Here is a 24,870-nt window from a genome sequence, read left to right on the forward strand (position 1 = left end):
TTTATAAGTTCGACGTCCGGGTGTGCCTCTTCCTTTTGGGGAGAAACAATCATGGATAAGCACGGCGAAGAACGTTACGACTCCGCCCGGGGCGGAGTGGGCGTGATCACTGCACATTTGGATGGGCGAGAACTTTTCTTCCATGTGAAATCCGCTGCCGACGGTGGGCCGGTGTTGAAGGCCGGCGACACCGTGACCTATGAGGTCGTGCAGGGCAAGGATGGCCAGTTCTATGCCATCAATCTTGAAGTCGTGGAAAACGATCGGTCCGAAACCTTAATAGGCATATCGCCCGATCTCATGCTGTAAATGCCATAGCGCATGAAACCCATAGATCGCCACCGCTGCCGGCAGGATCAGCCACCAGGCCCGGGGCGGCATGGCCGGCAGCGGCATGAAGCGCTGGCTGAAGCTCAGGCTGGCCGCCAGTACCGCGACGGCGAGCAGCGTGCCGGCCAGGATATCGGTGGGCCAGTGGGCGCCCAGGTACACCCGTGACAACGCCACCACCAACGCCGGCAGGCAGCCGAGGAGCAGCCAGGCCGCGCGTATCCGTGGCGGCTGATCGCGTCCGGCCAGCACCGCCAGCATCAGGAAAAACGCGAACGAGCCCGAACTGTGGCCGCTGGGCATGCTGTAGCTGGTGATCGGCTCGGCCAGTACTTCCGGGCGTATCCGCGCGAAGAAGTACTTGGCGGCGGTGTTGCCCAGCGCCGTCACCGCCAGGGTGGCGCCGAAAAACAGCCCCTGGCGCCATTGGCGGGCGAGAAACAGCAGCACGGTCAGCACGCCCGCGACGATGAACTGGGTGCGGAAGTCGCCCAGGCGCGTGACCATGACCGCAGCCACGTCCAGCGCGCGGTCGCGATGTTCCTGGACCAGGGCCATGAGTCCCTGGTCGAATGCCTTGAGGTAGGGGTAGCCGAGAAACAGGCCGATCAGCAACGCCAGGCTCAAGCCGCCAATCAGTCGTGTGGCCTTGGAATGGCGTCGCACGCTGCAATGAATGCACAGCCCGATCAGCGCGGCGAGCCCGGCCGCGACCACGCCTGCCTGCGGCCAGAAGCCTTCGGGTAACGGCGGGTGGATGGCCGCGCCGGTGGCCCAGCCGGGCAGCAGGTAGACCACCGACCAGCCGGCGCCGGCGATCAGGCAGGCGACGATGACAATCGCCAGGCCCCGCCATTGTGGGTTGGCGGTCAGCCAGCCGGTGATGTTATCGAGCGATGGGCCCATGGTTGACATCCTTTTTCAGGCAAGACAAAAGCCTCAGGTGTGTAAAAAGTAATCGCGACCTTCGACCTGCCCCCGCCTGAGCGGGTTCCGCGTGCAGTACATCGCATGGCTGGCGTCGACGAAGCGATACATCAGGTGTTCGTCACGCCCGCCGGGAATGCCCAGGCGGGTGGTCTGGATGATCTGCGCCACCTGGGCACCGACATCCTCGACCAACAGCCCCTGCGGGTCGAAACGCTTGGCGTCCCACGCCGGCACCTTGAGCCCGAGGGCCTTGCACAGCAGCGTCTGCCCGGCACACAACTTGTGGGTCGGGCGCGCCGTGCCATTGGCCGCCGGGTTGTTGAGCAGCATCTGCGCCAGGCTGGCCGGGCCGGACAGTGCATCGACCCACGGATAGCCGGATTTGATCAGCACCGCGTTGCCCGGCCCCTGGGCGCTGAAGTTCAGCGAATCGCCGCCGCGGGCGTAATACATATAGATGTGGCCGCCATCCAGAAACAAAGCCTTACGTTTTTCCGTGTAGCCGAGGGAGGCATGACTGCCTTTTTCCTCCAGGTAATAGGCTTCGGTCTCGATAATGCGCGCCGCCAGCCACAGGTCGCCGACTTTGTGGCGGATGACTTTTCCCAGCAATTCACGGGCGAGTAGTTGCGCATCGCGGTCGAAAAAAGCGTCGGGAAGGGCGGTGGGCAAGGGCGCGGGCGTGAGACTGGACATCGTGGACGCAAGGCTGTTGACGGCGGGTCGGGGGCGAATCATAACGTTTTATGCCTTAATCGAGTCTGAACACGGCCTATTTCTCCTCCATTTCGACCATCCGCCCGGCACCGCTGTCCGTCAGGCGGCGCGACAGCTATAATCGGCCGCTTTCCTCTTTGCCAAGTCCCCCTTAGAGCCATGACTGAGTCCGTTCTCGACTATATGACCCGTCTGGGTCGCGCTGCCCGCGAGGCTTCCCGCGTGATCGGCCGTGCCAGCACCGCGCAGAAGAACCGCGCCCTGCTGGCCGCCGCCAACGCGCTGGACGTTGCCCGCGCCGAGCTGAGTGCCGCCAACGAACTCGATCTGGCCGCTGCCCGCGCCAATGGCCTGGAGCCTGCGCTGGTTGAACGCCTGGCCCTGACCCCTGAGCGCATCGACGGCATGATCGTCGGCCTGCGCCAGGTGGCGAGCCTGCCGGACCCGGTGGGGGCGATCCGTGACATGAGCTACCGGCCATCGGGGATTCAGGTTGGCAAGATGCGCGTGCCGCTGGGCGTGATCGGCATCATCTACGAGTCGCGGCCGAACGTGACCATCGATGCTGCCAGCCTGTGCCTCAAGTCCGGTAACGCGACCATCCTGCGTGGCGGCTCCGAGGCCATTCACTCCAACCGTGCCATTGCCGCCTGCATCCAGCGCGGCCTGGACGAGGCCGGTCTGCCGGCCGCGGCGGTGCAGGTGGTGGAAGTCACCGACCGGGCCGCCGTCGGGGCGCTGATCAGCATGCCCGAGTACGTCGACGTGATCGTGCCGCGTGGCGGCAAGGGCCTGATCGAACGGGTCAGCCGCGACGCGCGGGTGCCGGTGATCAAGCACCTGGACGGCATCTGCCACGTCTATGTCAGCGCCCACGCGGACCTGGAGAAGGGCCGCGATATCGCCTTCAATGCCAAGACCTACCGTTATGGCATCTGCGGGGCCATGGAAACCCTGTTGGTGGATCAGGCGGTCGCCGCCGAGTTCCTCCCGGCCATGGCCGAGCGCTTGCGCGCCAAGGGCGTCGAACTGAGGGGTTGCGAGCGGACCCGCGCGGTGATCGAGGCCGTCGCGGCCAGCGAAGCCGACTGGAGCACCGAATACCTGGCGCCGATCCTGTCGATTCGCGTGGTCGACGGCCTGGACGCGGCCATCGAGCACATCAACCATTACGGTTCGCATCACACCGATGCCATCGTCACTGAAAACCTGGGCGAGTCCCGGGTGTTCATGGCCGAAGTCGACTCCAGTTCGGTGATGCTCAATGCCCCGACCTGCTTCGCCGACGGCTTCGAATACGGATTGGGTGCCGAGATCGGCATTTCTACTGATAAGCTGCACGCCCGCGGCCCGGTAGGGCTGGAAGGCCTGACCTGCGAGAAGTACATCGTGGTCGGTGACGGGCAGTTGCGCGGTCAGGCCGCGGTCTGATCGGGTGAGCAAGCGCCTGTCCGCCGCCGTCAGCCCGCGCCCGGTTCCGCCCCGGCGTATCGGCGTGCTCGGCGGAACCTTCGACCCGGTGCACATCGGCCATTTGCGCAGTGCCCTGGAAGTTGCGGAGTTGATGGGGCTCGATGAGTTGCGCCTGACCCCCAGTGCCCGGCCACCGCATCGCGATACGCCGCAAGTCTCGGCCATCGACCGTTTGGCGATGGTCGATTGCGCGGTGGCCGGCGTGAGCCCGCTGGTGGTGGACGACCGCGAGCTGCAACGGGACAAGCCGTCCTATACGATCGATACCCTGGAACTGATGCGCGCCGAGTTGGCCGCGCAAGACCAGTTATTCTTGTTGTTGGGCTGGGACGCATTTTGCGGCCTGCCCACCTGGCACCGCTGGGAAGAGTTGCTCCAGCATTGCCATATCCTGGTGCTGCAACGCCCGGATGCCGACAGCGAACCGCCGGATGCCTTGCGCAACCTGCTGGCCGCGCGGTCGGTCAGCGACCCGAAGGCCCTGCCGGGGCCTGGCGGGCATATTACATTCGTCTGGCAGACACCCCTGGCGGTGTCGGCCACCCAGATCCGTCAACTGCTGGCCAGCGGTAAGTCGGTACGTTACCTGGTGCCTGACGCGGTCCTGGCCTATATCGATGCGCACGGGCTGTACCGTGCGTCGAACTGAAGGTGTGTTTCGCCGCCGCAGGTTGCGCGAAGAAACCGCCAAACATACGAGCTGAATGAGTTTTATATGACGAACAAAGAAGTGTTGAGTGGCGCGGACGTAGTCGAACTGACCAAGGCCGCCCTGGAAGACGTCAAGGCCCAGGATATCCAGGTCATCGACGTGCGCGACAAGAACAGCATCACCGACTACATGGTGATCGCCACCGGTACCTCCAACCGCCAGATCAACGCGATGCTGGACAAGGTCCGCGAGAACGTCAAGGCCAAGGGCCTGCGTCCGCTGGGCGAAGAAGGCAAGGGCGACAGCGACTGGGTACTGCTGGACCTGGACCTGGTCATCGTGCACATGATGACCGCCTCCGCGCGCCAGTTCTACGACCTGGAACGCTTGTGGGCCGGTGCCGAGCAAAGCCGTTCGGCCAGCGCCGCGCACCACAGCCCGGAAAACCCCCATGAGCACTTCACCAAGCTCAACAAAGACCAGGAATAAGGTGGCGTTGTGCGACTGCGCTTGATCGCCGTCGGTTCGCGCATGCCCAAGTGGGTGGAAGAGGGTTGGCACGAGTATGCCAAGCGTCTGCCATCCGAACTGGCGCTGGAACTGGTGGAAATTCCGCTCAACACCCGGGGCAAGAACGCCGACGTGACGCGTTTTATCCGTCAGGAAGGCGAGGCCATGCTGGCCAAGGTCGGCCCGAACGAACGGATCGTCACGCTGGAGGTCCACGGCAAGCCGTGGAGCACCGAGCAGTTGGCAGTCGAGCTGGATCGCTGGCGGCTGGATTCGCGCACGGTCAACTTCATGGTCGGCGGCCCCGAGGGGCTGGCGCCGGAGGTCTGTGCGCGGGCCGACCAGCGCTGGTCGCTGTCGCCGCTGACCTTGCCGCACCCGTTGGTGCGGATCCTGATCGGTGAACAGCTGTATCGCGCCTGGACCGTGCTGTCCGGGCATCCTTACCATAAATAAGCCTGCCGAATGACCCAGCCGATTCGCCTCAAGGACCACGAGAAAGACGCCCGTCTGGTGCGTAACCGTGTCGTGGTCGGCGCAATCGTGGTGGTGGCGCTGATCGGCGTGCTGATCGCCCGGCTGTATTTCCTCCAGGTAATCCAGTACGACTATCACTCGACCAAGTCGGAAAGCAACCGCGTCCATGTGCAGTCGATCCCGCCGAGCCGTGGCCTGATCTACGACCGCAACGGTCTCGTGGTGGCGGACAACCGGCCCAGTTTCAGCCTGACCGTGACCCGTGAACGCGCCGATAACTGGCGCCAGGTCCTGGATGTGCTGGTCGAGGTTCTGCAGCTTACCCCGGAAGATCGTGTGCTTTTCGAGAAGCGCGTGCGCCAGGGGCGGCGGCCGTTCGAACCGGTTCCGATCCTGTTCGAGTTGACCGAGGAGCAGATCGCCCGGGTTGCGGTGAACCAGTTCCGCCTGCCGGGGGTCGAGGTGGTCGCGCAGTTGGTTCGGCACTATCCCCAGGGCGCGCACTTCGCGCACTCGGTGGGCTACATGGGGCGGATCAACGAGAAAGAACTCAAAGACCTGGACCCGGTGAACTACAGCGGCACCCACCATATCGGCAAGACCGGCATCGAGCGTTTCTACGAGCCCGAACTGCACGGCCAGGTCGGTTACGAGGAAGTCGAGACCAACGCCCGTGGACGTATCCTGCGGGTACTCAAGCGCACCGACCCGGTGCCGGGCAAGGACATCGTCCTGAGCCTGGACATCAAGCTGCAGGAGGCCGCCGAAGCGGCGCTCGGCGGGCGGCGTGGCGCGGTGGTGGCATTGGACCCGGCCACCGGCGAGGTGCTGGCGATGGTCAGCCAGCCGAGTTTCGATCCGAACCTGTTCGTCACCGGGATCGGCTTCAAGGACTACGCCGAGTTGCGCGACTCCATCGACCGGCCGCTGTTCAACCGCGTCCTGCGCGGGCTTTATCCACCGGGCTCGACCATCAAACCGGCGGTGGCGATTGCCGGGCTCGACAGCGGCGTGGTCAACGCTTCGACGCGGGTTTTCGACCCCGGTTACTACGAGCTGCCCAACTACGATCACAAATACCGCAACTGGAACCGCACCGGCGACGGCTGGGTCGACCTGGACACGGCGATCATGCGTTCCAACGACACCTACTTCTATGATCTGGCGCACAAGCTGGGCATCGACCGGCTGTCCAGCTACATGAACAAGTTCGGCCTGGGCCAGAAGGTCTCCCTGGACATGTTCGAAGAGTCGCCGGGGCTGATGCCTTCGCGTGAATGGAAGCGCGCCACCCGACGCCAGGCCTGGTTCCCGGGCGAAACCCTGATCCTCGGGATCGGCCAGGGCTACATGCAGGCCACGCCCCTGCAACTGGCCCAGGCCACGGCCCTGGTGGCGAACAAGGGGGTCTGGAATCGCCCGCACTTGGCCAAGACCATCCAGGGCCAGAAGCCGGTGGATAACAATCCGATGTCCGATATCGTCTTGCGCGACCCGTCCTCCTGGGACAAGGTCAATCACGGCATGCAACAGGTGATGCACGGTGCCCGCGGTACCGCCCGCAAGGCGTCCATCGGTGCGCAGTACCTGATTGCCGGCAAGAGTGGTACGGCCCAGGTCGTGGCGATCAAGCAGGGCGAGAAGTACGACCGCTCCAAGGTCCAGGAGCGTCATCGCGACCACGCCTTGTTCGTCGGCTTCGCGCCGGCCAACAACCCGAAAATCGTGGTGGCGGTGATGGTCGAGAACGGTGAGTCCGGTTCCGGCGTGGCCGCGCCGGTGGTTCGCCAGGTGATGGACGCCTGGTTGCTCGGCCCGGACGGCAAGCTCAAACCCGAATATGCTGGAACCACCACTGCGGAGGCTACGCCTTGATCGCCAATTTCGATCGCATTCTCTCCAGCGAGGATGTGATGCGCCGCCGGGCCACCTTGTTGCAGCGCATGCACATCGACGGCCCGCTGCTGATCCTGCTGCTGACCCTGGCGGCTGGCAGCCTGTTCGTCCTGTATTCGGCCAGTGGCAAGAGCTGGGACCTGCTGATCAAGCAGGCCACCTCCTTCGGCATCGGCCTGGTGTCGATGTTCGTGATCGCCCAGCTCGAGCCGCGGTTCATGGCCCGTTGGGTGCCGCTGGCCTATGTGCTGGGGGTGATGCTGCTGGTGGCGACGGACGTCATGGGCCACAACGCCATGGGCGCCACGCGCTGGATCAATATTCCCGGGGTGATCCGCTTCCAGCCGTCGGAGTTCATGAAGATCCTGATGCCGGCGACCATCGCCTGGTACCTGTCCAAGCGCACCCTGCCGCCGCAGCTCAAGCACGTGGCCATCAGCCTGATGCTGATCGGCGTGCCATTTATCCTCATCGTGCGCCAGCCCGACCTCGGCACCTCGCTGCTGGTGCTGGCCGGCGGCGCGTTCGTGCTGTTCATGGGCGGCCTGCGCTGGCGCTGGATCCTCAGTGTGCTGGCGGCGACGGTGCCGGTGGCGGTGGGCATGTGGTTCTTCATCATGCACGACTACCAGAAACAACGGATCCTGACCTTCCTCGACCCGGAAAGCGATCCGTTGGGCACCGGCTGGAACATCATCCAGTCCAAGGCCGCCATCGGTTCCGGCGGCGTGTTCGGCAAGGGCTGGCTGCTGGGCACCCAGTCGCACCTGGACTTCCTGCCGGAAAGCCACACCGACTTCATCATCGCGGTCATGGGCGAAGAGTTCGGCCTGGTGGGCATCTGCGCCTTGCTGCTGCTCTACCTGCTGCTGATCGGTCGTGGGCTGGTCATCACCGCCCAGGCCCAGACGCTGTTCGGCAAGCTGCTGGCCGGCAGCCTGACCATGACGTTTTTCGTCTATGTTTTCGTCAACATCGGCATGGTCAGTGGGCTGTTGCCGGTGGTAGGGGTGCCGTTGCCCTTCATTAGCTACGGCGGAACTTCGTTGGTGACGCTGCTGTCAGCGTTTGGGGTGTTGATGTCGATCCATACCCACCGCAAGTGGATCGCACAGGTTTGAGCAAGGTGAACAATTCAATGCAAGTATTGCGCGGTTGGGCGGCCCGGTGTGCGCCATGGATAGGCCTGGTCGGCTGTCTGGGGGCGGTGCAGGGGGTACTGGCCGGTGACTACGAAGGTTCGCCGCAAGTGGCCGAGTTCGTCGCTGAAATGACCCGCGACTATGGCTTTGCCGGTGAGCAACTGATGGAGGTGTTCCGTCAGGTCGAGCGCAAGCAGAGCATTCTCGACGCGATTTCCCGCCCGGCGGAACGGGTCAAGCCGTGGAAGGAATATCGCCCGATGTTCATCACCGATGCGCGGGTCGCCCGTGGCGTCGACTTCTGGCGCCAGCATGAGGCGGCCCTGGCCCGCGCCGAGCAGGAATACGGCGTGCCGGCCCAGGTGATTGTCGCGATCATCGGCGTGGAAACCTTTTTCGGCCGTAACACCGGCAATTACCGGGTGATCGACGCCTTGTCGACCCTGGGCTTCGACTATCCGCCGCGCGCCGAGTTCTTCCGCAAGGAGTTGCGTGAATTCCTCCTGCTGGCCCGCGAAGAACAGCTCGACCCGCTCACCCTCAAGGGTTCCTACGCCGGGGCCATGGGCATGCCGCAGTTCATGCCGAGCAGCTTCCGCGCCTATGCGGTGGATTTCGACGGCACCGGCCACATCAATATCTGGACCAACGCCGACGACGCCATCGGCAGTGTCGCCAGCTACTTCAAGCGCCACGGCTGGGTGGCCGGGGAGCCGGTGGTCAGCCGCGCCGACGTGCGTGGCGACCAGGTCGACCAGGGCCTGAGCCCGGCTCTCGAGCCGGTCAAGACCGTTGGGGAGTTGCGGGCGCTGGGCTGGTCGAGTCATGATGCGCTGCGCGATGATATGCCGGTGACGGCGTTTCGCCTGGACGGCGACAATGGCCCGGAATATTGGATGGGCCTGAAGAATTTTTATGCGATCACGCGCTATAACCGCAGCGTAATGTACGCCATGGCCGTGCATCAGCTGTCTGACCTGTTGGTCCAAGCACGGGGCGTCAAGTAATGCAGGCTTTGCCGATTTCAAAACCACTGAAGCTGTTGGCTTACACCGCGCTGGCGGTGCTGGTGGTCAGTTGCTCGACCAGCCGCTCGCCGTACCAGGCGTCCTCCAATACCATCCGCGCCAAGCCGGGCCTGGACATCAACCGGGCCCACAAGGACGGCGCGCCGTGGTGGGACGTCGACGTGTCGCGGATCCCGGATGCCACGCCGACCCTGCACACCGGACCGTACAAGGCCAACCCCTACACGGTGTTGGGCAAGACCTATTTCCCCCTGACCGATTCCAAGCGCTATGTGGCCCAGGGCACGGCGTCCTGGTACGGCACCAAATTCCATGGCCAGAACACCGCCAATGGCGAGGTCTATGACCTGTACGGCATGAGTGCCGCGCACAAGACCCTACCGCTGCCCAGCTATGTGCGGGTGACCAACCTGGACAACAACCGCAGCGTGATCCTGCGGGTCAATGATCGCGGACCGTTCTATTCGGACCGGATCATCGACCTGTCCTATGCCGCCGCCAAGAAGCTCGGCTATGCCGAGATCGGCACGGCGCGGGTCAAGGTCGAGGGCATCGACCCGCAGGAATGGTGGGCCCAGCGCGGCCGCCCGGCGCCGCTGATGCTCAACGAACCGCAAGTGGCGCAGCCCCAGGCGCCGGCCCTGACCGCGTCCACCGGGACGATCGAGCAGTGGACCCCGCCACCGCAGCAACACGCCAGCGACGTCGTGCCCGTACAGGCTGACGCAAAAAAAAACGCTTCTGCATCAGCCTCTGGCCAGTATCTCCAGGTGGGCGCGTTCGCCAACCCGGACGCTGCCGAACTGCTGAGATCGAAGCTAAGCTCGATGGTGAACGCGCCGGTCTTCGTCAGCCCGATCGTGCGCAACCAGCAGACCCTGCATCGGGTCCGGATGGGGCCGATCGGCACGCCGGGTGAGGTGCAGCAGGTGCAGAACAGCGTGCGCCTGGCCAATCTCGGATCAGCGAGTCTGGTGACGTCGGAGTAACACAGGCACAATTGTGGATTGGGCCGCTTTTCTGGGGCCGGGTCCTGGGTTGTTGGTTCGTTTGATAATAAAAGCCTGGAAAGGGTGGTGGAGCGAGCAACCTGACACGGGACAGTTGGAAAACTGTCTGATTTATTTTTGCCCGCGAGGGCAAGTTTCCATTAGCGATTTCGAGAGACGGATGAACATCACCACCTTTGCCAAACGTTTGTGCCTGCTTGTACCCCTGATCGTCGCGCCTGCCGCCTGGGCCGCGGATGACATGGCCCTGCCGGCTTCGCCGCAACTGGCCGCGAAAGCCTATGTGCTCATGGATGCCGCCAGCGGCAACGTGCTGGTCGAGAACAACGGCGACCAGCGCCTGCCCCCGGCCAGCCTGACCAAGCTGATGACCGCCTACATCGCCACCCTGGAGATCCGTCGCGGGCAGATCGGCGAGAACGATCCGGTGACCGTCAGCGAAAACGCCTGGCGCACCGGCGGTTCGCGGATGTTCATCAAGGTCGGCTCGCAGGTGACCGTCAGCGACCTGCTGCACGGCATCATCATCCAGTCCGGCAACGACGCCAGTGTGGCGCTGTCCGAGCACATCGCCGGCAGCGAAGACGCGTTCGCCGACATGATGAACAAGACGGCCGCCGATCTGGGCATGAGCAACAGCCACTTCATGAACCCGACCGGTCTGCCGAACCCCGAGCACTACTCGTCGCCGCATGACATGGCGGTGCTGGCCCGCGCGATCATCCGCGTCGACCCGGTGCACTACGCGATCTACTCGCAGAAAGAGTTCTTCTGGAACGGCATCAAGCAGCCTAACCGCAACCTGCTGCTGTGGCGCGACAAGACCGTCGACGGCCTGAAAACCGGCCACACCGAAGAAGCCGGCTATTGCATGGTGTCCTCGGCGGTACGTGACGGCCAGCGCCTGATCGCCGTGGTGTTCGGTACCAACAGCGAATCGGCTCGCGCCTCTGAAACCCAGAAGCTGCTGACCTACGGTTTCCGCTTCTTCGAAACCCAGACCTTCTATCAGAAGGGCACGGAACTGGCCCAGGCGCCGGTCTGGAAAGGCACCACCCACCAGGTCAAGGCCGGCCTGGCCGAAGACCTGACCATGACCATGCCTAAAGGCCAGCTCAAGAAGCTTGCCGCCAGCATGACCCTGAACCCGAAACTGGTCGCCCCGATCGCCAAGGGTGACGTGATCGGTAAAGTCGAAGTCAAACTGGATGACAAAGTGGTGCACAGCGCTGATCTGATCGCACTGGACGCGGTCGAGGAAGGTGGTATCTTCCGTCGCCTGTGGGACAGCATCCGTATGTTCTTCTACGGCATGTTCAACTGAGGCATGTTCAACAGATGCATGTTTAACAGATAGTGTCGATTTGCGTGCCCCTGGCCGGTTCCGGTGCAGGGGCATGTCCGTCGCCACGGCTCAAGAGGCCGTTACCGTCATGACAGACACTGAAGTAAAAGCACCGAAAATCGAATTCCCCGTGACCGACTACCCGGTCAAGGTGATCAGCGACACGGGTGTGGGCAACAAGGACAAGATCGTCGAGATCGTCAAGAAACACGCCACGATCAACGATAACCGGGTGGACGAGCGCCAAAGCACCAACGGCAAGTACACCACCATCCAGTTGCATATCCTCGCCACCGGCCAGGACCAGTTGTACGACATCAACAGCGAGTTGCGGGCCACCGGTTTCGTACACATGGTGCTGTGATGGGCGGCGTGCTGGGCTTTCGCGAGCTCGGCCAGACCCCTTACGAGCCGGTCTGGCATGCCATGCAACGTTTTACCGATGGGCGCAAGCACGCTGACCTGCCGGATGAAATCTGGCTGGTGCAGCATCCGTCGGTGTTTACCCAGGGCCAGGCCGGCAAGGCCGAGCACCTGCTGCTGCCGGGCGATATTCCGGTGGTTCAGGTCGATCGCGGCGGCCAGGTGACTTATCATGGCCCCGGCCAACTGGTGGCCTATCTGTTGCTGGACGTTCGCCGCCTGGGTTTTGGCGTGCGCGAACTGGTCAGCCGGATGGAGCGTTGCCTGATCGACCTGCTGGCCAGTTACGGCGTGAACGCCGAGGCCAAGGCCGACGCCCCCGGCGTGTATGTCGATGGCGCGAAGATCGCCTCCCTGGGCCTGCGGATTCGCAACGGCTGTTCGTTCCATGGCCTGGCGTTGAATGTCGACATGGACCTCGGGCCGTTTCGACGGATTAACCCCTGCGGTTATGCGGGGCTGGCGATGACCCAGCTGCGTGACCACACAGGACCGATTGAATTTGCCGAGGTAAGTGCCCGGCTGCGTGCGCAGCTCGTCAAACACCTCGACTATGCTGAGCAGACGACCCTCACGGGCGGAATCGATTGATATGACTACTGCGCAAGACGCTGTGCAAACCCTGACCCCGACGCCGGACGTTTCCGAGCGCCCGGCCCGTGCGAAAGTCGAAACCGGCGTCAAGCTGCGTGGCGCCGAGAAAGTCGCACGGATCCCGGTGAAGATCATTCCGACCACCGAACTGCCGAAGAAGCCCGACTGGATTCGCGTACGCATCCCGGTTTCGCCGGAAGTCGACCGTATCAAGCAATTGCTGCGCAAGCACAAGCTGCACAGCGTCTGCGAAGAGGCCTCCTGCCCGAACCTGGGCGAGTGCTTCAGCGGCGGTACCGCGACCTTCATGATCATGGGCGATATCTGCACCCGCCGTTGCCCGTTCTGCGACGTCGGCCACGGCCGGCCGAAGGCACTGGATGCCGATGAACCGGTGAACCTGGCGGTGGCCATTGCCGACCTGCGTCTCAAGTACGTGGTTATCACTTCCGTGGACCGCGACGACCTGCGTGACGGCGGTGCCCAGCACTTCGCCGACTGCATCCGCGAGATCCGCAAGCTGTCGCCGAACGTGCAGCTCGAGACCCTGGTCCCGGACTACCGTGGCCGCATGGACATCGCCCTGGAAATCACCGCCGCCGAGCCGCCGGATGTGTTCAACCACAACCTGGAAACCGTGCCTCGCCTGTACAAGGCCGCGCGTCCGGGTTCCGACTACCAGTGGTCGCTGACCCTGCTGCAGCGCTTCAAGCAGATGATGCCGCACATCCCGACCAAGTCCGGCCTGATGCTGGGCCTGGGCGAAACCGACGACGAAGTCATCGAAGTCATGCAGCGCATGCGCGAGCACGACATCGACATGCTGACCCTCGGCCAGTACCTGCAACCGTCCCGCAACCACTTGCCGGTGCAGCGTTTCGTGCACCCGGACACCTTCGCCTGGTTCGCCGAGGAAGGTTACAAGATGGGCTTCAAGAACGTGGCTTCCGGGCCGCTGGTGCGTTCGTCCTACCATGCCGACGAACAGGCCAAGCTGGTCAAGGCTGAACTGATCGGAGCGTAACCCTTGAACCGTCGTCGACCCGTGCAGGCTTCCTATCCGGTCCAGAGCGCGGTGTCGGCGCTGCGCAAGGGCGGGGTGATCGGTCTGATCGCCCCGGCCGGCCCCGCGCCCCTTGACCCGCTCAAGGCGCAGCAGTGGGTGCAGGATCGCGGTTATGAGCTGCGGATATTTCCGGGTGTCTCGCAACGGGACGGTTACCTGGCCGGCAGCGATGCCGTGCGCCTGCGGGACCTGCACGACGCCTTTGCCGATCCTGAAATCGATGTGATTCTCTGCCTGCGCGGCGGCTACGGTTGCCCGCGCCTGTTGGACGACATCGATTTCGAACTGCTCAAAAAACATCCAAAGCCTTTGGTCGGTTACAGCGATATCACGGCGTTGCATCTGGCGATTGCCCGTTATGCGGGGTTCATGACCTTTCACGGGCCGCTGTTCAATGCGGATTTGCTGGGGGACAAGTTGCCTCCGACCGAATCCTCGTTGTTCAACCTGCTGAGCGGTCGGGTGCGGGCCGGCAGTGTGTTCGAGCATCCCGCGGCATTTCCCTTGAGCACTGTCATTCCGGGCGCGGCCTCGGGGCGCCTGCAAGGCGGCAACCTGTCGTTGATCTGCGCCACGCTGGGCACGCCCTATGAAATCGACACCCAGGGCGTGATCCTGCTGATCGAGGACGTCAACGAGCCGCTGTACCGCGTCGACCGGTTGCTGACGCACCTGCGCCTGGCGGGCAAGCTGGAAGGCCTGAGCGGGGTGTTGGTGGGGGATTTCGCTGGAGTCGACCCGGACGCGCTGGCGCGCTTGCTCAAGCAGGAGCTGGGACCCTTGGGGATTCCGGTGCTGGCGGGTTGGCGCAGCGGGCATTGCGACCCGAACCTGACGCTGCCGCTGGGCGCGCAGGTGCGGCTGGATGCCGGTGCCCGGCAGGTGGTGTTGGAGCAGGATGTCACGGTCCCGCAGGCTTGATGGCTGCTAGCTGACTTGTGGCGAGCGGGCATGCCCCGTTGCCGTTCTGTAGGAGCGAGCAAGCTCGCTCCTACACAGTTCCGAGCCTCTACCGGCTACGCAAGCTCTCCAGCAGCTTGTGGTTCGGATAACCATCCGCCGGCCAGCCCAACGCCTGCTGGGCCCCGCGAATCGCCTTGCGGGTATTGGCGCCGATAATCCCGTCGGGATTGCCGGCGTCATAGCCCTTGGCGCTGAGCTGCGCCTGCAACTCGATCCGCTCGGAGCGGCTCAATGGCAAATCATCCTTCGGCCATTCGCCACGAATCAAGCCGGCGCCATTGAAACGCTGGGACAACAAGCCAACCGCCAGCCCATAGGACGACGAGTTGTTGTACTTGAGGATGGCGCGGAAGTTGTCCAGTACCAGGAACGCCGGGCCGCGATAGCCCGCCGGCAGCAGCAGCGCGGCGGACAGTGGCGCCGAGCCGGTTGGCAGTGCGGCCCCCACCGGTAGACGAATACCCATTTGCAGCCACTCGCTCACCGACTTGCGGATCGTGCCGTCGGCCTGGGCGTAGTCGAAGGCCTGCGGCAACACCACTTCCAGCCCCCAAGGTTGTCCGCGTTGCCAGCCGGAGCTTTGCAGGTAGTTGGCGGTCGAGGCCAGGGCATCGGCCGAGTTGCTCCAGATGTCGCGGCGGCCGCTGCCATCGAAGTCCACCGCGTAGGTGTTGTAGGTGGTGGGGATGAACTGGGTCTGGCCCATGGCGCCGGCCCAGGAGCCGAGCATCTGCTCGGGCTGGATATCGCCATGCTGGATAATCTGCAGCGCCGCCAGCAACTGGTCCTTGGCGAACGCCGGGCGACGGCCTTCGTAGGCCAGGGTCGCCAGCGAGCGGATCACCGACTTGTCGCCCTGGAACTGGCCGAAATTGCTTTCCATGCCCCACACCGCCACCAGTGCCTCGCGGTCGACGCCATAGCGTTGTTCGATGCTCGACAGCAGGGCGCTGTTCTGTGCCAGCAGGGCCTGGCCCTTGCGCACGCGCACGGCGGACAGGGCACCGTCGAGGTATTCCCAGACCGGGCGGGTGAACTCCGGTTGGCTGCGGTCGGCCTTGATCACGCTCATGTCGAGGGTGATGCCGGCAAAGGCGGCATCGAATACGGCGGGCGTGATGCCGGCTCTCAGGGCTTCGATACGGAACGCCGAGATCCACTCGCTGAAGCTTTGCGTCGGTTGGATCGTCAGGTCGTCGTTGACCTGCGGCAGGGCAGGGATCGGGGCTGCGGGGAGGGTTTGCAGTGGCTCGGCGTCGGCGGCGGTTGGTTTTTCCGCGCAGGCAACTAGCAGGATGAAGCTGGTGGCGGCGAACAGTCGGCGTAACGGTCGACGAAGGGTAAGGCAAAAGGGCATGCGCAGGTCCGGATAATGCGAATCAGGTGCTGACCTTACCATGCTTGAGGGGGTGCAGTCGTGAGGGCGCTTTCAGGCCGCCAGAAAGTAAGAAGCCTCCCAGCTTTTAGACTGGAAGGCTTCGCGGCGGTAGCTGCCTTTGCCCTTCGCCGGTTGTTCCTGACGGCTGCGGAACAGTGGCTGGGCGATGATGGATTTGGCTTTGTTGGGCCGATGCCGGGACGGCTTGCTCATGGGCGTGCACTCTTGGGGTGTGTGGAAGAGTGCGAATCATCGGGCAGATGTGGGTGTCTGTCCAGTGGGGGCATTTGGCTATTGGACTATTGGGATAGTGTGGCTAGCAGGGTTATTCCGCCGGTAGCGCCAGCCGTTGCCCGCACATCAACAGGCTCAGCCGGCTCAGGCTGCTCCACGGCGAGCCCGCCGCCTGGCCCTTGATCTGTGCGTCGATACGTTGCGCGTCCAGCAGCAACTGGCTCCAGCGTTGCGCGGTGTGCCGTTGCAGGGCCTTGCTCATCAGCGGCTTGCGCTTGTCCCAGACCGGCGGCTTGGCCTGGCTGAAGGCCTTGTCCAGCGGCACGCCCTGGCTGTATTGCAACGACAGGTTGGCCAACAGCCGCAGTTCCCGGGCCAGGGCCCAGAGAATCACCGGCGGCTCGACACCTTCGCCGCGCAGCCCTTCGAGCATCCGCAGGGCATGCGCCGCCTCGCCATTGAGCACTGCATCGACCAGGCCGAAGACGTCGAAGCGGGCACTGTCGGCCACGGCGGCCTGCACCGTTTCCACGGTGATCTGCCCACCCTCGGCCATCAACTTGAGCTTTTCGATTTCCTGGGCGGCCGCCAGCAGGTTGCCTTCGACCCGCGCGGCAATCAGTTCCACCGCGTCCTGCTGGGCCGAGAGGCCGGCCTGGGACAGGCGCTGGCGAATCCACTGCGGCAACTGGGCCGCGTCCACCGGCCAGATCTGGATGAACTGGGTGTCCTGGCCTTCGACCAGGGCCTTGCCCCACTTGGTCTTCTGCGCGCTGCCGTCGAGCTTGGGCAGGCTGATCAGCAGCAGGGTGTCTTCGGCCGGGCGCGAGCAGTATTCGATCAGTGCCGCAGCGCCCTTGTCCCCGGGCTTGCCCGAAGGCAGGCGCAGTTCCAGCAGGCGTTTTTCGGCGAACAGCGACATACTGGCGCCGGCTTGCAGCAGCGTGCCCCAGTCGAAGTTGGCGTCGGCGCTGAATACCTGGCGTTCGTCGAAACCTTGTTGGCGAGCGGCACCACGGATGGCGTCGGCCGCTTCCTGGCACAGCAGCGGATCATCGCCACTGATGACGTAGACCGGCGCAAGGCCACCTTGCAGGTGCTTGGCGAGTTGGGCGGGGGCGAGTTTCATAGGCGGGCCAATGCGGGGCGCCCAGGGCGCCCCGTCATGCTTACTGCTGCGGCAGTTGCAGCGGCGACTGCTGCGGCTTCGACGCTTCGTACTTGCGCGCGGCTTCCAGGGCGTCGGCATCGGCCTTGGCCTTGGCGTCGGCGGTCTGTTGCAGGGCATCCAGTTGCGCCGGTGTCAGCAATTGCAGGCGCAGGACCATCTGCTGGATCAGGTCGCGGCGCATTTCCTTGCGCAGTTGGGTCGCTTCGGTATCGCCGGCGGTGATGTTGTTGCCGTCGTGCACGTAGTACTTCTGCACCTGCAGCTTGCCGGTCAGCAGTTGGCGGTCGTGGTCGCCGCGGATTTCATAGTACAGCGCGGTATTGAGCTCGTATTCGGCGTTACGGCCGGAGCCCGAGTAGGTCGCGTCGCGCTGGGTTTCCTGTTCATCGGTCAGGACCAGCTTGTAAGGTGCGCCGTTGTAGACCTTGACGCCGCTGTGCTCCAGGACCTGGGTCAACTGCTTGACCGTGTCGCCGTAGGCGTTACGCGCGCTGACCGACAGTTCCTTGATGGTCAGTTCGTTGGTGCCGGTGCCGCGCAGATGGAAGCCGCAGGCGCTCAGCAGCACGGCGAGGCCCATTACCAGCAGATTGCGTTTGATCATCTTGTTGCTCCCCTTGAAACCCTGTGGGTCGACGGTGCGACCGCGGAAGTCGTGCAAGGCGCCCGCACGGGCAGGCGCCCGATCGCCATTTAGCTGGCGACGATATTGACCAGTTTGCCGGGCACGACGATCACTTTGCGAATCGTCAGGCCATCGGTGAAACGCAGCACGTTTTCGTTGACCCGCGCCGCCGCTTCGATCTCTTCACGGCTGGCACTGGCCGGCATGTCGATCTGGCCGCGCAGCTTGCCGTTGACCTGGATCACCAGTTGCAGGCTGTCCTGGACCAGTGCGCTGTCATCCAGCACCGGCCAGCCGGCGTCGATGATGGCGCCAGGGTGACCCAGGCGGTGCCACAGCTCGTGGCTGATGTGCGGGGTGATCGGGGCCAGCAGCAGGGCCACGGTTTCCAGGCCTTCCTGGACCAGGGCGCGATCCTGTTCGGTGCCTTGCGGGGCTTTTTCCAGCACGTTCATCAGCGTCATCACCTGGGCGATGGCGGTGTTGAACTTGTGATACTGGCCGACATCCTGGCTGGCTTGCTTGATCGCCAGGTGGATCGAGCGGCGAATGGCTTTCTGCTCATCGTTCAGCGTCGCCAGCTCAAGCTTGCCCGGCAGGCCCTGGGTCACGTGGGCCTGGGCCAGGCGCCAGACGCGCTTGAGGAAGCGGTGCGAACCTTCGACGCCGGAATCGGACCACTCCAGGCTCATGTCGGGCGGCGAGGCGAACATCATGAACAGGCGGCAGGTGTCGGCACCGTACTGCTCGATCATCGACTGCGGATCGACGCCGTTGTTCTTCGACTTGGCCATCTTCTCGGTGCCGCCGATTTCCACCGGCAGGCCATCGCTGATCAGCTTGGCGCCAATGATCTTGGCCTTGCTGTCGCGCTCGAGCTCGACGTCCGCCGGGTTGTACCAGGTGTAGCCGCCGTTGGCTTCGCGACGGTAGTAGGTCTCGGCGACCACCATGCCCTGGGTCAACAGGTTCTTGAACGGCTCGTTGGAGCTGACCAGGCCTTCGTCGCGCATCAGCTTGTGGAAGAAGCGCGCGTAGAGCAGGTGCAGGATCGCGTGTTCGATACCGCCGATGTACTGGTCTACCGGCAGCCAGTGGTTGGCGGCTTTCGGGTCGACCAGGCCACCCTCGTAGTGCGGCGAGGCATAGCGGGCGTAGTACCAGGACGATTCGACGAAGGTGTCCATGGTGTCGGTTTCACGCTTGGCAGGTGCACCGCATTTCGGGCAGCTGCATTCGTAGAACTCGGGCATGCGCGCCAGCGGCGAACCGGCGCCGTCCGGCACCACGTCTTCCGGCAGCACCACCGGCAACTGGTCTTGCGGCACCGGAACGTCGCCGCAAGTGTTGCAGTGGATGATCGGGATCGGGCAGCCCCAGTAGCGCTGGCGGCTGATGCCCCAGTCGCGCAGGCGGAACTGGGTGCGCGAGGAACCGAGGTTTTTCTTGATCAACGCGGCTTCGATGGCGTCGAACGCGCCGGCGAAGTCCAGGCCGTCGAATTCGCCGGAGTTGATCAGGCTGCCGTATTCGCCGTAGGCGTCTTGCCACGGTGCCGGGTGGGTATCGCCCGAGCTGGTGCGCACCACCGATTTGACCGGCAGGTTGTATTTGTGGGCGAACTCGAAATCACGCTCGTCGTGGGCCGGTACGGCCATGACCGCGCCGTCGCCGTAGTGCATCAGCACGTAGTTGGCGACCCACACCGGCAGTTGCTCGCCGGTCAGCGGGTGCTCGACGAACAGGCCGGTCGGCAGGCCTTTCTTCTCCTGGGTGGCGACGTCGGCTTCGGCGACGCTGCCGCCCTTGCATTCGGCGATGAAGGCCTGCAGCTCGGGGTTGTTGCGCGCGGCCAGGGTCGCCAGGTGGTGCTCGGCGGCCACGGCGACGTAGGTCGCGCCCATCAGGGTGTCCGGACGGGTGGTGAAGACTTTCAGGCTGCCGGCTTCGCCGATGGAGTCGACGTGGTACGGGAACTGTACTTCCATGCCACGGGACTTGCCGATCCAGTTGCGCTGCATGGTCTTGACCTGCTCGGGCCAGCCCGGCAGTTCGTCGAGGCTTTCCAGCAGCTCATCGGCGTAGGCGGTGATCTTGAAGTAGTACATCGGGATTTCGCGCTTTTCGATCAGCGCGCCGGAACGCCAGCCGCGGCCGTCGATCACTTGCTCGTTGGCCAGTACGGTCTGGTCCACCGGGTCCCAGTTCACGGTGCCGTTCTTGCGGTAGATCACGCCTTTTTCGAACAGGCGGGTGAACAGCCATTGTTCCCAGCGGTAGTAGTCCGGCTTGCAGGTGGTCACTTCGCGGGACCAGTCCACCGCCAGGCCCAGGCTGCGCAGCTGGCTCTTCATGTAGGCGATGTTTTCGTAGGTCCACTTGGCCGGTGCGACATTGTTCTTCATCGCGGCGTTTTCCGCCGGCATGCCGAAGGCGTCCCAACCCATGGGTTGCAGGACGTTCTTGCCTTGCATGCGCTGATAACGCGCGATCACGTCACCGATGGTGTAGTTGCGCACGTGCCCCATGTGTAGCTTGCCGCTGGGGTAAGGGAACATCGACAGGCAGTAGTAGGTCTCCTTGCCTGGCTGTTCACTGACTTCAAAGGACTTTTGCGCGTCCCAGAACGATTGGGCGGCGTTTTCGATTTCACGGGGCTGGTAGTGTTCGTGCATGGCTACTTGTACTGGAAAGGGTGGCCTAATCCTCTTCAATGCATCCGTAAGGCGGTGCTGGAAGTGGAGTTACAGGAAGCGCCGTAGCATACATGACGCCGCTCTATCGAGGGAAACCCTGATTGCGCCGCCGCAGCCGTTGGTCGCGGCGGTCGGCTGGTTTGGCGGGTGCCGCTAAGCTTGGAAGAGGGGGAGTGATTCTTGTCTTCAATAGAGGTGAGCGGATGGTGGAGTCGCAGCGATATGTCATGAAACCCGAGTTGTACGAGCGTTTGATCGCCCGCCTGGGGCTTGCCCTGGATGCGGCCAGCACGGCGGTTCGCTTGCGTGATGAGCAACCGGTCGAGTTGGAGTTGCGTGGCTTGAGCCACGCCGAGTTCGAGTTGATCCGGGCCTACCTGGATCTCAGTGGGCGGGATGTCCCTGCGCCGCCTTTCGTTGTGGAGCGCAGAGCGTCACCCCGTTCGGCCGAGGTTATCTGGTTGAAGGACAAAACCCCCGGTTCCGGTTCGGCGAAGTTCAAGTCCATCGGGGTCAAGTAAGATTCGCCCGGCGGCATCCTGTTGTCTGTCGCTAATCCGGCTTCGGTTTGAAGCCGTTGTTCCAGAGGTTGTTGATTGGCCCCGATGCACTTAGGCTTCGGGCATCTTCTGGAGATGCCCGATGCCGATTCGTTACATCCTCAAACAATTGCTCCTGCCGCCCGGCGTTCTGTTGCTGTTGCTGCTCTGTGCCTGGTGGTTTCGTCGCACTCGTCCGCGTCTGGCGGGGCTGTGCTTTGTCCTCGGGCTGGGCGGGTTCTGGTTGATGAGCCTGCCGGTGGCGGTGGAGTGGGGCGCGCGCGCCTTGGAGAGCGTGCCGCCGCTTGAGCGCGGCGAGTGGGCGGGGTTGGCCCAGCGGGCCGATGCGATCGTGGTGCTGGGCTCGGGGCGTGAGCGCGGCGACTCGGCGTGGGGCGAGGATCAGCCGACCGGCATCGGCCTCGAGCGCCAGCGCTATGCGGCGCGCCTGGCCAAGGCTTCCGGGCTGCCGGTGCTGACCAGTGGCGGTTTGCATTACGGTGCGCCGCCGAGCGAGGCGGCGTTGATGGCGGCGTCGATGCAGAGTGATTTCGACGTGACGGTGCGCTGGCAGGAAGGGCGCAGCACCACAACCTTGGAAAATGCCCAATTCAGTTATGAGCTGCTGGCGCCGCTGGGCATCAAGCGGGTAGTCGTGGTGACCCATGCTGCCCATATGCCGCGCGCGCTGTGGAGCTTTGAAAAGGCCGGCTTTACCGTGGTGCCGGCGCCGGTGGGCTTCCTCGGACGGGACAATGCGCGTCCGTTGGGTGGCTGGCTGCCGGAGTTCAAGGCGATCTGGCGCAGTGGGCAGTTGATCAATGAAGCGATAGGGCAGGTGGGTTACAGGCTGTTCTATCGCTAAGCCACGCTCGCAAGCAAACCACCGAACCCTGTAGGAGCCGGCTTGCCGGCGATGGGGACCTTGAGGTTTGCAGTGCTCTTGAGGGCCTCATCGCTGGCAAGCCAGCTCCTACAGGGGGGCTGCGGCGCCTGATGGAGTGTCAGACCGTCTTGGCAATACGGCTGGCCAGCAAGGCCCAGCCGAACAGCAAGCCGCACAGGAGGGTCAGCGGCCACGAACGCCAGTGCAGGTAAGGCGTCAGGTCATGCATCGGCACCACTTCGCCATACAGGATGCCCTGCTCGAACTGCGGAATCTGCGTGGTGATCCGGCCGAAGGGGTCGATCAAGCCGGTGACGCCGTTATTGGTGGCACGAATCATCCAGCGTCCGGCTTCCAGTGCGCGCATCTGGGCCATTTGCAGGTGCTGCAAGGGACCGATCGAAGTGCCGAACCAGGTGTCGTTACTGATGGTCAGCAGCAGTTCGCTGCGCGCCGACAGGCTGGCGGCGAACTCCGGGTAGACCACTTCGTAGCAGATGAACGGGGCGATGTGGTAGCCCTTGGCCTGCAGCAGCGCCTGGTCATCCGGGCCACGGGCGAAGTCGGACATCGGCAGGTTGAAGAAAGCGATCAGCCCGCGCAGCAGCTCCTGCAAGGGCACGTATTCGCCAAACGGCACCAGTTTCTGCTTCAGATAGGTGCCATCGCCTTCGCCCGTCACGGTGATGCCGTTGTAGTAGCGCTTTTCGTTGTGCTCCACTTCGCGGATCGGTACACCGGTGATCAGCGCCGAATGCCGGTCCGCGGCGAAGCGGCCCATCATCGCCAGGTAACCCTCGGCCGACTCCTTCAGCACCGGCACGGCGGTTTCCGGCCAGACCAGCAGGTCCACGCGCCGGGAGCGAAAGCTCAGGTCGCGGTAGAGCGCCAACTGGGCATTGAGCTGTGCCGGGTCCCACTTCATGCTTTGTTCGATATTGCCCTGGATCGCCGCCACCGTCAGCGGTTCGCCCGCCGGACTGGTCCAGGCGTGATGCTTGAGCGCGATACCCACCCCCCAGGGGCCGACCAGCAGCAGCGCGCCCAGGGCGATAAAGGACTTGCGCTTGGCCTGGAGCAGGCGGCGGGCGTTGTACAGCAGTGCGGCTGTCAGGGCCAGGGTGAAGGAAATCAGCCAGATCCCACCCAGCGGCGCCAGGCCTGTGAGCGGGCCGTCGAGCTGGCTGTAGCCGGAATAGAGCCAGGGGAAGCCGGTCAGGAACCAGCCGCGAAAAGCTTCCTGGCCCACCCACAAGGCAGCGAAGGCCAGGGCGTCGGCCAGCGGCGCTTCGTTGCGGCGTATCCAGCGCGCCCAGAGCCAGGCCGGCAGGGCGAAGAACCAGGCAATCGCAGCTGTGAACGCGAGCATCAGGAAGCCGGCCAGCAACACCGAAGCGTCGCCGTAGGTGTGGATGCTCACGTAGATCCAGCTGGTGCCCGCGCCGAACAGGCCGAAACCGAAGCACCAGCCGCGCCACAGCGCCTGGCGCGGCGACAGCTCGCGCAGGCCGGCATAGAACACACCCACCGCCAGCAACGCCAATGGCCAGATATCGTACGGCGCCAGGGCCAGGGTGGTCAGCGCGCCGGCCACCGCGGCCAGCAGATTACCGGGCCAGCCGGGGCGGGTTAAGCGCAGCATAGGGTGGGTCATCGGTTATTTCCTGGGTCGCGCCGGGCCTGCTGTTGTGCAGGGCAAGGCGCGAGGAGTGTGGTTTGGTGTTTCAAATGAACGACGAGTAACGCAGCCCTGCGCAACAGCAGGCCCGGCCCTCCTGGTTGTGCCTGAAAGCGGGCCATGCTGCGTTGCAGTCCTTGGAAAGGGAATGCCATTCCCAGCGGACTGCGCCTTGCCTGGCCCGCTTTGAGGCGACAACGCGACCCAGGAAATAACCGATGACCCACCCTTCAAAATCCTTAGCGGCTAATGGGGGTCAGGCGGATCAGGTGAATACGACGGCTGTCGGCATTCAGGATGCGGAAACGATACGCGCCGATCTCGGTGATTTCATTACGCTTGGGCAAGTGCCCGAACGCGCTCATCACCAGGCCGCCGACGGTGTCGAACTCGTCATCGGAGAATTCGCTGTCGAAGAACTCGTTGAAATTCTCGATCGGGGTCAGCGCCTTGATCAGGAAGTCGCCGCTGGGCAGCGGCTTGATGTAGCTGTCTTCCTCGACGTCGTGCTCGTCCTCGATATCGCCGACGATCTGTTCCAGCACGTCTTCAATGGTCACCAGGCCCGCCACGCCGCCGTACTCGTCGATGACGATGGCCATGTGGTTATGGTTGGCGCGGAATTCGCGCAGCAACACGTTCAGGCGCTTGGATTCGGGGACGAAGGTCGCCGGACGCAGCAGGTCCTTGATGTTGAAGGCATCGCCGTTTTCCTGCAGGACCAGCGGCAACAGGTCCTTGGCCAGCAACACGCCCATGACGTCGTCATGGCTTTCGCCGATCACCGGGTAACGCGAGTGCGCGGCGTTGACGACCGCCGGGAGGAATTCGCGGGGAGTCTGGGTCGCCTTGATGCTGATCATCTGCGAGCGCGGGACCATGATGTCCCGGACCTGCAGGTCAGCGACCTGGATGGCGCCTTCGACGATGGCCAGCGCTTCGCTGTCCAGCAATTTGTTCTGATGGGCTTCGCGCAGCAGCTCCAGCAGCTCCTGGCGGTTTTTCGGCTCATGGGCAAAAGCCTGGGTCAGTTTACCCAGCCAGGACTTCTGCCCGTTGCTCGATCGATCTTCGCTCATAGCGATTTACTCGTATCCCTTGGTAGTG

The 24,870-nt window shown here is 63.8% G+C and carries 24 protein-coding genes and 1 pseudogene; 16 read left to right on the forward strand and 9 right to left on the reverse strand.

Annotated elements, in window-relative coordinates; translation table 11 throughout:
• Positions 1-51 precede the first annotated feature (51 nt).
• Entirely contained in the window at positions 52-309 is a 258-nt protein-coding gene (locus NUH87_RS21010; protein WP_338522536.1) for a cold shock domain-containing protein, read from the forward strand.
• On the opposite strand, the pseudogene NUH87_RS21015 reads toward NUH87_RS21010, so the two are convergent.
• Together NUH87_RS21015 and NUH87_RS21020 are read right to left on the reverse strand one after the other, a co-directional pair.
• A pseudogene (locus NUH87_RS21015) lies at positions 277-1,164 on the reverse strand (phosphatase PAP2 family protein); the annotation flags it as partial. The gene NUH87_RS21010 and the pseudogene NUH87_RS21015 overlap by 33 nt on opposite strands.
• Before the next feature lie 105 nt (positions 1,165-1,269).
• Entirely contained in the window at positions 1,270-1,956 is a 687-nt protein-coding gene (locus NUH87_RS21020) for a DNA-3-methyladenine glycosylase (protein WP_338522537.1), read from the reverse strand.
• A 180-nt stretch (positions 1,957-2,136) separates the two neighbouring features.
• On the opposite strand from NUH87_RS21020, the gene NUH87_RS21025 reads away from it, so the two are divergent.
• From NUH87_RS21025 to NUH87_RS21085, 13 genes are all read left to right on the forward strand, one after another.
• Complete coding sequence (locus NUH87_RS21025) at positions 2,137-3,408, forward strand: glutamate-5-semialdehyde dehydrogenase (RefSeq protein ID WP_338522538.1); 1,272 nt, start codon at positions 2,137-2,139, stop codon at positions 3,406-3,408.
• A 16-nt stretch (positions 3,409-3,424) separates the two neighbouring features.
• A complete protein-coding gene (gene nadD, locus NUH87_RS21030; protein ID WP_209437205.1) occupies positions 3,425-4,099 on the forward strand; it encodes a nicotinate-nucleotide adenylyltransferase in 675 nt (224 codons plus the stop codon).
• A 66-nt stretch (positions 4,100-4,165) separates the two neighbouring features.
• On the forward strand, positions 4,166-4,591 hold the full coding sequence (gene rsfS / locus NUH87_RS21035; RefSeq protein WP_040071183.1) for a ribosome silencing factor: 426 nt from the start codon (positions 4,166-4,168) through the stop codon (positions 4,589-4,591).
• 9 nt (positions 4,592-4,600) lie between these two features.
• Entirely contained in the window at positions 4,601-5,068 is a 468-nt protein-coding gene (rlmH, locus tag NUH87_RS21040; RefSeq protein ID WP_040071182.1) for a 23S rRNA (pseudouridine(1915)-N(3))-methyltransferase RlmH, read from the forward strand.
• Between the two features lie 9 nt (positions 5,069-5,077).
• Complete coding sequence (gene mrdA, locus NUH87_RS21045; protein WP_338522539.1) at positions 5,078-6,964, forward strand: penicillin-binding protein 2; 1,887 nt, start codon at positions 5,078-5,080, stop codon at positions 6,962-6,964.
• A 38-nt stretch (positions 6,965-7,002) separates the two neighbouring features.
• The gene (gene rodA, locus NUH87_RS21050) at positions 7,003-8,106 is read left to right on the forward strand and encodes a rod shape-determining protein RodA (RefSeq protein WP_052451353.1); all 1,104 of its coding nucleotides are present in this window, start codon (positions 7,003-7,005) and stop codon (positions 8,104-8,106) included.
• Between the two features lie 17 nt (positions 8,107-8,123).
• Positions 8,124-9,134: a lytic murein transglycosylase B gene (mltB, locus tag NUH87_RS21055; protein WP_338522540.1), complete on the forward strand. Its 1,011-nt coding sequence runs from the start codon at positions 8,124-8,126 to the stop codon at positions 9,132-9,134.
• On the forward strand, positions 9,134-10,144 hold the full coding sequence (locus tag NUH87_RS21060) for a septal ring lytic transglycosylase RlpA family protein (RefSeq protein WP_338522541.1): 1,011 nt from the start codon (positions 9,134-9,136) through the stop codon (positions 10,142-10,144). The genes mltB and NUH87_RS21060 overlap by 1 nt, the downstream gene beginning before the upstream one ends.
• 181 nt (positions 10,145-10,325) lie before the next feature.
• A complete protein-coding gene (locus NUH87_RS21065; protein WP_040071177.1) occupies positions 10,326-11,489 on the forward strand; it encodes a D-alanyl-D-alanine carboxypeptidase family protein in 1,164 nt (387 codons plus the stop codon).
• Between the two features lie 109 nt (positions 11,490-11,598).
• Positions 11,599-11,874: a DUF493 domain-containing protein gene (locus NUH87_RS21070; protein ID WP_040071176.1), complete on the forward strand. Its 276-nt coding sequence runs from the start codon at positions 11,599-11,601 to the stop codon at positions 11,872-11,874.
• The gene (lipB, locus tag NUH87_RS21075; protein WP_040071175.1) at positions 11,874-12,524 is read left to right on the forward strand and encodes a lipoyl(octanoyl) transferase LipB; all 651 of its coding nucleotides are present in this window, start codon (positions 11,874-11,876) and stop codon (positions 12,522-12,524) included. Before NUH87_RS21070 ends, lipB begins: the two co-directional genes overlap by 1 nt.
• 1 nt (position 12,525) lies before the next feature.
• Entirely contained in the window at positions 12,526-13,551 is a 1,026-nt protein-coding gene (gene lipA / locus NUH87_RS21080; protein ID WP_040071174.1) for a lipoyl synthase, read from the forward strand.
• A gap of 3 nt (positions 13,552-13,554) precedes the next feature.
• Positions 13,555-14,514, forward strand: coding sequence for an LD-carboxypeptidase (locus tag NUH87_RS21085; RefSeq protein ID WP_338522542.1), 960 nt, complete (start codon positions 13,555-13,557; stop codon positions 14,512-14,514).
• Between the two features lie 88 nt (positions 14,515-14,602).
• On the opposite strand, the gene NUH87_RS21090 is transcribed toward NUH87_RS21085, so the two are convergent.
• The 5 genes from NUH87_RS21090 to leuS all read right to left on the reverse strand — a co-directional run bounded on the left by NUH87_RS21090 (position 14,603) and on the right by leuS (position 20,639).
• Positions 14,603-15,913, reverse strand: coding sequence for a lytic murein transglycosylase (locus NUH87_RS21090; protein WP_338522543.1), 1,311 nt, complete (start codon positions 15,911-15,913; stop codon positions 14,603-14,605).
• 72 nt (positions 15,914-15,985) lie between these two features.
• Positions 15,986-16,147 (reverse strand): alternative ribosome rescue factor ArfA, encoded by a 162-nt coding sequence (gene arfA, locus NUH87_RS21095; protein WP_100941520.1) that lies wholly within the window; start codon positions 16,145-16,147, stop codon positions 15,986-15,988.
• A 112-nt stretch (positions 16,148-16,259) separates the two neighbouring features.
• Positions 16,260-17,297, reverse strand: coding sequence for a DNA polymerase III subunit delta (holA, locus tag NUH87_RS21100; RefSeq protein WP_040071170.1), 1,038 nt, complete (start codon positions 17,295-17,297; stop codon positions 16,260-16,262).
• A 40-nt stretch (positions 17,298-17,337) separates the two neighbouring features.
• The gene (gene lptE / locus NUH87_RS21105) at positions 17,338-17,943 is read right to left on the reverse strand and encodes an LPS assembly lipoprotein LptE (protein WP_338522544.1); all 606 of its coding nucleotides are present in this window, start codon (positions 17,941-17,943) and stop codon (positions 17,338-17,340) included.
• 89 nt (positions 17,944-18,032) lie between these two features.
• A complete protein-coding gene (leuS, locus tag NUH87_RS21110) occupies positions 18,033-20,639 on the reverse strand; it encodes a leucine--tRNA ligase (RefSeq protein WP_338522545.1) in 2,607 nt (868 codons plus the stop codon).
• Between the two features lie 224 nt (positions 20,640-20,863).
• Here leuS and NUH87_RS21115 point away from each other — a divergent pair, with 224 nt between their 5' ends.
• Positions 20,864-21,181, forward strand: coding sequence for a hypothetical protein (locus tag NUH87_RS21115; protein WP_338522546.1), 318 nt, complete (start codon positions 20,864-20,866; stop codon positions 21,179-21,181).
• Positions 21,182-21,302: 121 nt separating this feature from the next.
• Positions 21,303-22,064: a YdcF family protein gene (locus tag NUH87_RS21120; RefSeq protein WP_338522547.1), complete on the forward strand. Its 762-nt coding sequence runs from the start codon at positions 21,303-21,305 to the stop codon at positions 22,062-22,064.
• A 139-nt stretch (positions 22,065-22,203) separates the two neighbouring features.
• Here NUH87_RS21120 and lnt read toward each other — a convergent pair whose 3' ends face one another.
• The gene (gene lnt / locus NUH87_RS21125) at positions 22,204-23,727 is read right to left on the reverse strand and encodes an apolipoprotein N-acyltransferase (protein WP_338526881.1); all 1,524 of its coding nucleotides are present in this window, start codon (positions 23,725-23,727) and stop codon (positions 22,204-22,206) included.
• Positions 23,728-24,002: 275 nt separating this feature from the next.
• Entirely contained in the window at positions 24,003-24,842 is an 840-nt protein-coding gene (locus NUH87_RS21130) for an HlyC/CorC family transporter (protein WP_338522548.1), read from the reverse strand.
• Positions 24,843-24,870 lie beyond the last annotated feature (28 nt).

The sequence above is a fragment of the Pseudomonas batumici genome (assembly GCF_036585405.1).
Taxonomy (GTDB): domain Bacteria; phylum Pseudomonadota; class Gammaproteobacteria; order Pseudomonadales; family Pseudomonadaceae; genus Aquipseudomonas; species Aquipseudomonas batumici.

What these genes read in the sequence shown, in the direction of transcription:
- NUH87_RS21010 (WP_338522536.1), top strand. Translation starts at nt 52, where the DNA reads ATGGATAAGCACGGCGAAGAACGTTACGACTCCGCCCGGGGCGGAGTG.
- NUH87_RS21020 (WP_338522537.1), bottom strand. Translation starts at nt 1,956, where the DNA reads ATGTCCAGTCTCACGCCCGCGCCCTTGCCCACCGCCCTTCCCGACGCT.
- NUH87_RS21025 (WP_338522538.1), top strand. Translation starts at nt 2,137, where the DNA reads ATGACTGAGTCCGTTCTCGACTATATGACCCGTCTGGGTCGCGCTGCC.
- rsfS (WP_040071183.1), top strand. Translation starts at nt 4,166, where the DNA reads ATGACGAACAAAGAAGTGTTGAGTGGCGCGGACGTAGTCGAACTGACC.
- mrdA (WP_338522539.1), top strand. Translation starts at nt 5,078, where the DNA reads ATGACCCAGCCGATTCGCCTCAAGGACCACGAGAAAGACGCCCGTCTG.
- rodA (WP_052451353.1), top strand. Translation starts at nt 7,003, where the DNA reads ATGCGCCGCCGGGCCACCTTGTTGCAGCGCATGCACATCGACGGCCCG.
- mltB (WP_338522540.1), top strand. Translation starts at nt 8,124, where the DNA reads ATGCAAGTATTGCGCGGTTGGGCGGCCCGGTGTGCGCCATGGATAGGC.
- NUH87_RS21060 (WP_338522541.1), top strand. Translation starts at nt 9,134, where the DNA reads ATGCAGGCTTTGCCGATTTCAAAACCACTGAAGCTGTTGGCTTACACC.
- NUH87_RS21065 (WP_040071177.1), top strand. Translation starts at nt 10,326, where the DNA reads ATGAACATCACCACCTTTGCCAAACGTTTGTGCCTGCTTGTACCCCTG.
- NUH87_RS21070 (WP_040071176.1), top strand. Translation starts at nt 11,599, where the DNA reads ATGACAGACACTGAAGTAAAAGCACCGAAAATCGAATTCCCCGTGACC.
- lipB (WP_040071175.1), top strand. Translation starts at nt 11,874, where the DNA reads ATGGGCGGCGTGCTGGGCTTTCGCGAGCTCGGCCAGACCCCTTACGAG.
- lipA (WP_040071174.1), top strand. Translation starts at nt 12,526, where the DNA reads ATGACTACTGCGCAAGACGCTGTGCAAACCCTGACCCCGACGCCGGAC.
- NUH87_RS21090 (WP_338522543.1), bottom strand. Translation starts at nt 15,913, where the DNA reads ATGCCCTTTTGCCTTACCCTTCGTCGACCGTTACGCCGACTGTTCGCC.
- arfA (WP_100941520.1), bottom strand. Translation starts at nt 16,147, where the DNA reads ATGAGCAAGCCGTCCCGGCATCGGCCCAACAAAGCCAAATCCATCATC.
- holA (WP_040071170.1), bottom strand. Translation starts at nt 17,297, where the DNA reads ATGAAACTCGCCCCCGCCCAACTCGCCAAGCACCTGCAAGGTGGCCTT.
- lptE (WP_338522544.1), bottom strand. Translation starts at nt 17,943, where the DNA reads ATGATCAAACGCAATCTGCTGGTAATGGGCCTCGCCGTGCTGCTGAGC.
- leuS (WP_338522545.1), bottom strand. Translation starts at nt 20,639, where the DNA reads ATGCACGAACACTACCAGCCCCGTGAAATCGAAAACGCCGCCCAATCG.
- NUH87_RS21115 (WP_338522546.1), top strand. Translation starts at nt 20,864, where the DNA reads ATGGTGGAGTCGCAGCGATATGTCATGAAACCCGAGTTGTACGAGCGT.
- NUH87_RS21120 (WP_338522547.1), top strand. Translation starts at nt 21,303, where the DNA reads ATGCCGATTCGTTACATCCTCAAACAATTGCTCCTGCCGCCCGGCGTT.
- lnt (WP_338526881.1), bottom strand. Translation starts at nt 23,727, where the DNA reads ATGCTGCGCTTAACCCGCCCCGGCTGGCCCGGTAATCTGCTGGCCGCG.
- NUH87_RS21130 (WP_338522548.1), bottom strand. Translation starts at nt 24,842, where the DNA reads ATGAGCGAAGATCGATCGAGCAACGGGCAGAAGTCCTGGCTGGGTAAA.